Source organism: Streptomyces alkaliphilus, from assembly GCF_014141535.1.
Lineage (GTDB): Bacteria > Actinomycetota > Actinomycetes > Streptomycetales > Streptomycetaceae > Streptomyces > Streptomyces alkaliphilus.
Genome location: NZ_VKHT01000249.1, coordinates 1 through 5,832 on the forward strand (window position 1 = coordinate 1; position 5,832 = coordinate 5,832).

The window sequence follows — 5,832 nt, forward strand, 5'->3', positions numbered from 1 at the left end:
GGGTGTGGGGGTGCCTCAGACGGTGACCAGGGTGGTGAGCGAGCGCGGGGCGAAGGCGGCCTTCCCGCGCACCGTGCCGGCGGGGGCCATGGACCGGTCCTCGTCGGTGGTCCAGGCGGTGCCCTCCAGCCCCGGGAGGTCGGCTCGCACCGTCTCCCGGGCCGTGTTGAGGACCACCACCACCCGACCGCCGCCCTCGTTGCGGAAGGCGGTGACCAGCAGGTCGGGGTGGTCGCAGGTCACCCGCAGCGCCATCGCGCCGGGGCGCACGCACCGGCTCCACCCGGCGAGCGCCCACAGCCGTTTGGCCACCCGGTAGCCGGTGCCGTCGTCGTCCACCCGGATGGGCGCCCTGGTGGTGCCGGTGGAGACGCCGAACCAGTAGACGTAGCCGTTGACCTCGCCGAGGGCGAACGAGTCGTGGATCTGGCGGGCCACCGCCATCCCGTCGAAACCGCTCCCGTCGTCCCAGCGCTCGTTCCAGGTGTCGCCGTCCGGGGACCACTCCGACATCCAGGTCGGCTTCCGGGTGGGCAGCGGTCGGTCCACCGGGGCCTCGTAGGGGTGGCCGGTGTGCAGGTCCATCAGCGCGGCGGCCTCCGGGTCCTCCTCCACGGCCAGGGTGTACTCCACCGCGCCCTTCCAGCCGTAGGAGTCGCAGCCGGCCAGGCGCAGGCCGGCGCGGCGGATCCGGGGGCCGATGACCTTCGTGTAGGCGGCGGCCTCGGCCGGCGTGAAGCGCATCGAGGCGTAGTCGATGGTGAAGTCCGGCTCGTTGGTGAAGGCCAGGTCGGTGACGGCGATGCCCTCGGCCCGGTAGAGGTCGGTCCAGCCCAGCAGGTAGCGGGCGTACGACTCGTACCACTCGGGCAGCAGCGAGCCGCCGTCGGAGTCGCTGCCGTTGTCCTTCATGTAGCCGGGGGCGCTCCAGGCGCTCGCGAAGAAGCGTCGGATGCCGTACCGGCGGGCCTCGCGGGCGAGCCACAACTGCCCGCTGTCGTCGCGGTCCCAGCGCAGGCGCGGTTCGGCGCGCGGTCCGCCCGGGTCCTCGGGCTGGACGGAGAGCATCCGGTCGCCGGAGGAGTCGGTGGAGGAGCCGATGCCCAGGCGCAGGATGCTCAGGCCGGCGCCGGTGCGGCGGCTCATCAGCAGGTCCAGCACCTCCCGTCGGGGCCCCTCGGGGAGTTCCCGCATCACCCGGGCGCGCTGGAACGCCTCGCAGAAGCCGAAGCCGTCGATCCGTCGCAGGGGTTGTCTGCCGATGTCGATCCCGGTCACACGCACCTGCCCTGAAAGTTTCATAGGTGAGACGAGAATTTTCGTCCCGAACCTAAAGGGGTCCACCAGAGGGAGTCAACAGTGCGAACGAGCCGGAAAGCTTTCGGCGGTCCGTGGAGTCTGCCGGATGGGAAACGCTTTCTGGCCTGCGGTGCTGCGGTTTGACGTGAAGTCGGGAGAAGGATGTGGCGCCCGGGGGGTTGACCCCTTTGGAGGGTCCGCCTACGTTACCGCCACCGAAAGTGTTGACTCGTCACCGAAAATTTCACGTCCGGTTGGACGGTGATCGAGCACCTCCGTGTGTCCCGCGCAACGGCCCGGCAGTGGCGCCGTGCGCCTCCCCCTGTCCGAACCGTGGTCGAGCCGTGCCGAAAAGGGGTCGATGATGACCGAAATGAGGGGTGTGCCGCTGGGCACCACCCGCCGGGCCGTACTGCGCAACACCGCCTTCATCGCGATGGCCGGCATGTCCGCGAGCGCGTGCGGCGTCTTCTCCACCGAACCCGACGGCGGCGGGAACGGCAACCGTGCCATCGGTCTTCTCCTCCCGGACGACGCCACCAACCGGTATGAGGCGTTCGATCGCCCACTCATCGAGGCCGGCATCGCCGAGCTGTGCGAGGACTGCGAGGTCACCCACGGCCACGCCACCGACGTCGACCGGCAGAAGCAGCAGTTCGTCGACATGCTCGGCCGGGGGGTCGACGTGATCATCCTCGACCCGGTGGACGCGGCCGCGACCGGCCCCTGGGTCGAGGAGGCCGCCGCGGAGGGCGTGCCGATCGTCGCCTACGGCCGCCTCGCCGAGGGAGACATCGACGCCTACGTCTCCCACGACGCCCGGGCCGTGGGGCGCCTCCAGGGCCGGGCCCTGCTCGACGCCCTCGGGGACGAGGCCCCGGGCGCCCGGGTCATGATGATCAACGGCCCGTCGAGCGACCCCGGGGCGGACCTCATCGAGGCCGGTGCCCGGGAGGTCCTCGATCCGGTCGTGGAGATCGTCCACGAGCAGGGGATCGAGGGCGGGGACCCGGCCCTCGCCGAGGAGGCCGTCGCCTCCGCGGTCCGGTCACTGGGCACCGACGGCTTCGACGCCGTCCTCGCCGCCGACGACGCCCTGGCCGGGGGCGTCGTCGCGGCCCTGCGCGACGCCGGTGTCGAGGACCTCCCGGTCGGCGGCGGGGACGCCGATCCGGCCGGCCTCCAACGGATCGTCTCCGGCGAGCAGACCCACACCATCCACCGGCCCCCGGCGCCCCGGGCCGCGATCGCCGCCGGGATCGCCGTGCGCCTGCTCGATGGCGAGGACTTCTCCGACCTCGCCCCCGACCGGGTGGACGGCACCACCACCGAGGGCGTTCCCGGCGCCCTCCTGGAACCGGTCCCGGTCACGGCGGACAACATCCGGGAGACGGTCATCGCCGACGGCTTCCGCACCGTCGAGGAGATCTGCACCCCCGGGTTCGCCGACGAGTGTGCGGAGGCGGGCCTCGGCGGGTGAGCCGGGGAGCGGGGTGGGGACACCCCTCCCGCGTCACGGGCCCTCCGGTTCGGCCCCGGGTCCGGTGGCCGCCGGGTGCCGCGCCGGGGCGTCGACCGTCGCCCCGCCGGGTGCCGCGACCACCCGTCCGCCCACCACTCCCGCCCTTCCGCGGACATCCCCGTGCTCACGGACCCCACGATCCGACGCGCCCGACGCGCCCGGCAGGTCTTCGTCGTCGGCGGGGAGGGCGGGGACGGTGGAACGGTGCGACGCGCCGGTGCCGGCGTCGTCCGGACGCGTCCAACCGTGTTCACGATCGCGAGTTCCCTCGCCGCTCCCGCCGGGCTCTCCCGGGCCGGTGACGTCCGCGGGAGCCCGGGTGGGGGCGACCGGTTGACGAACGTCATAGCGGTGGCCGTCATCGGCGGCGCCCGCCTCCCCGGCGGTCACGGCCGGCTCCGGTACGCGCCGGTGGGCGCCCCGGCGACCCGGACGAACACCGCCGCCCCGGACCCCGGGGGGATGACCGGCGGGATCCGGCACACGATCACCGGGGTGGTGCCGCCCGTCGCCGTGGTCGTCGCCTTCCGTCCCCCGGCACCCCGGCACAGCGTCCGACATGCCCGGACCGTCCCGGAGACACCGGAGGGGCCCCTCGCCGCGGGCCGCCGAGGGCCTCCGGGAACCGACGGGGGCGTCGGGACGTCTCCCCCGGGGCGACCGGGATCCTTCGCGTCCGCGCACGGGGGTACGGCTGTACGGGTGATGCATCTCGCATCCCGGGACGCGGCCCGGGGCAGGCGGAAGACTAGACTCGGTTGATCGGCAACGGGGCCGCCCGCGACGATCGGCCCGTCGGTCCGAGTCGCCGTCCCCTGCCGGGGACGACGGCCCGAGAACCGTCGACGACGTGGACGACACACGCCGAATCGACGCGAACAGGCGGAGAGGCACGTGAGTGCAAGCGAGAGCAAGGAGGCACGGGTGGCGCTGCTGACCCGGATCAGGGGACCGCGCGATCTCGACCGACTCACCCCGGACGAGCTCCGGGAGCTCGCCGCGGAGATCCGCACCTTCCTCATCAGCTCGGTCGCCAGGACCGGTGGCCACCTCGGCCCCAACCTCGGCGTGGTCGAACTGACGATCGCCCTGCACAGGGTGTTCGACTCGCCCGCCGACCGCATCCTGTGGGACACCGGCCACCAGAGCTACGTCCACAAACTGCTCACCGGCCGTCAGGACTTCTCCCGCCTGCGCTCCAGCGGCGGCCTGTCCGGTTACCCCTCGCGCGCCGAGTCCGAGCACGACCTCATCGAGAACAGCCACGCGTCGACCGTGCTCGGCTGGGCCGACGGCCTGGCCAAGGCCAACCAGCTGCTCGGTCGCGACCAGCACGTCGTCGCCGTCACCGGTGACGGCGCGCTGACCGGCGGCATGGCCTGGGAGGCGATGAACAACATCGCCGCGGCCAAGGACCGTCCGCTGGTCATCGTCGTCAACGACAACGAGCGCTCCTACTCGCCCACCATCGGCGGTCTGGCCAGCCACCTGGCCACCCTGCGCACCACCGATGGCTACGAGCGTTTCCTGACCCGCGGCAAGGAGTTCCTCAACCGCACCCCCGTGGTCGGCAAGCCCCTGCACGACGCCCTGCACGGTGCCAAGAAGGGCCTGAAGGACATCATCGCCCCGCAGGGCATGTTCGAGGACCTCGGCCTGAAGTACGTCGGCCCCATCGACGGCCACGACGTCGAGGCCCTGGAGTCCGCCTTCCAGCGCGCCAAGCGCTTCGGTGGCCCGGTGATCGTCCACTGCATCACCGAGAAGGGCCGCGGTTATCGGCCCGCCCGCGAGGACGAGGCCGACCAGTTCCACGCCGTCGGTGTCATCCACCCCGACACCGGCCTGCCGGTGGCCGCCTCCGGCGCCGACTGGACCTCCGTCTTCGGCGAGGAGATCCTGAGGATCGGCCGCGAGCGCGAGGACGTGGTCGCCATCACCGCCGCCATGCTGCGGCCCGTCGGACTGAAGGACTTCGCGGAGACCTTCCCCGACCGCGTCTACGACGTCGGCATCGCCGAGCAGCACGGCGCGGTCTCCGCCGCCGGCCTGGCCGCCTCCGGTCTGCACCCGGTCTTCGCGGTCTACGCGACCTTCCTCAACCGCGCCTTCGACCAACTGCTGATGGACGTCGCCCTGCACCGGCTGGGCGTCACCTTCGTGCTGGACCGCGCCGGCATCACCGGTCCCGACGGCGCCTCGCACCACGGCATGTGGGACATGTCCATCCTCCAGTGCGTGCCCGGCCTGCGTCTGGCCGCCCCGCGCGACGCCGAACAGCTGCGGCTCCAGCTGCGGGAGGCCGTCGAGGTCGACGACGCCCCCACCGTGGTGCGGTACTCCAAGGGCGCGGTCGGCCCGTCGGTCGCGGCGGTCGGCACCGAGGGCGGCATGGACGTGCTGCGCGAGCCCGGCACCGACCGGCCCGACGTGCTGCTGGTCTCGGTGGGCGCCCTCGCCACCAACTGCCTGGAGGCCGCCGAGATGCTGGAGCAGCAGGGCATCACCACCACCGTGGTGGACCCGCGTTGGGTGCTGCCGGTGGACGAGGCGCTGCCCGGCCTGGCCGAGCGTCACCGACTGGTCGTCACCGTCGAGGACAACAGCCGTGCGGGCGGCGTCGGTTCGGCGATCGCCCAGGCGCTCCGGGACGCGGACGTGGACGTGCCGCTGCGCGACTACGGCATTCCGCGTCGTTTCCTGGACCACGCCTCCCGCAAGGAACTGCTCGAGGAGCTGGGCCTCACCGGGCCCGGTCTCGCCCGGCAGATCACCGGCGTGGTCGCCCGCCTCGACGGTCGCCTCGACCCCGCCGCCGCGGCCCTGGGCAGCGACTGACGGCCCCTCCCGGCCGGTCGCCGCATCGGCACCTCCCGCGCCCCCGTCGGTTCGTCCGGCGGGGGCGCGGCGCGTCCGGTGCCACGCCCGTGCGACCCGGTGGGGATCAGTGGCGGTCGACGTGACACCGTTCCCGGGGGCGCCGGTGTGACGGGGCCCGTCCCGTCGGGGGT

3 protein-coding genes are annotated in these 5,832 nt (G+C 73.1%); 2 read left to right on the forward strand and 1 reads right to left on the reverse strand.

What is annotated here, in order from left to right; genetic code table 11:
* Positions 1-15: 15 nt before the first annotated feature.
* Positions 16-1,284 carry a glycoside hydrolase family 30 protein gene (locus tag FNQ90_RS10390; RefSeq protein ID WP_182606108.1) on the reverse strand — a complete coding sequence of 423 codons (1,269 nt, stop codon included), beginning with the start codon at positions 1,282-1,284 and terminating at the stop codon, positions 16-18.
* Positions 1,285-1,660: 376 nt separating this feature from the next.
* On the opposite strand from FNQ90_RS10390, the gene FNQ90_RS10395 reads away from it, so the two are divergent.
* The gene (locus FNQ90_RS10395; RefSeq protein ID WP_228471025.1) at positions 1,661-2,779 is read left to right on the forward strand and encodes a substrate-binding domain-containing protein; all 1,119 of its coding nucleotides are present in this window, start codon (positions 1,661-1,663) and stop codon (positions 2,777-2,779) included.
* A 966-nt stretch (positions 2,780-3,745) separates the two neighbouring features.
* Entirely contained in the window at positions 3,746-5,659 is a 1,914-nt protein-coding gene (gene dxs / locus FNQ90_RS10400; protein WP_182606110.1) for a 1-deoxy-D-xylulose-5-phosphate synthase, read from the forward strand.
* Positions 5,660-5,832: the final 173 nt, after the last annotated feature.

Bases quoted from the DNA above. Each gene is read 5' to 3' on its own strand.
- FNQ90_RS10395 (WP_228471025.1), top strand. From the start codon at position 1,661: ATGATGACCGAAATGAGGGGTGTGCCGCTGGGCACCACCCGCCGGGCC.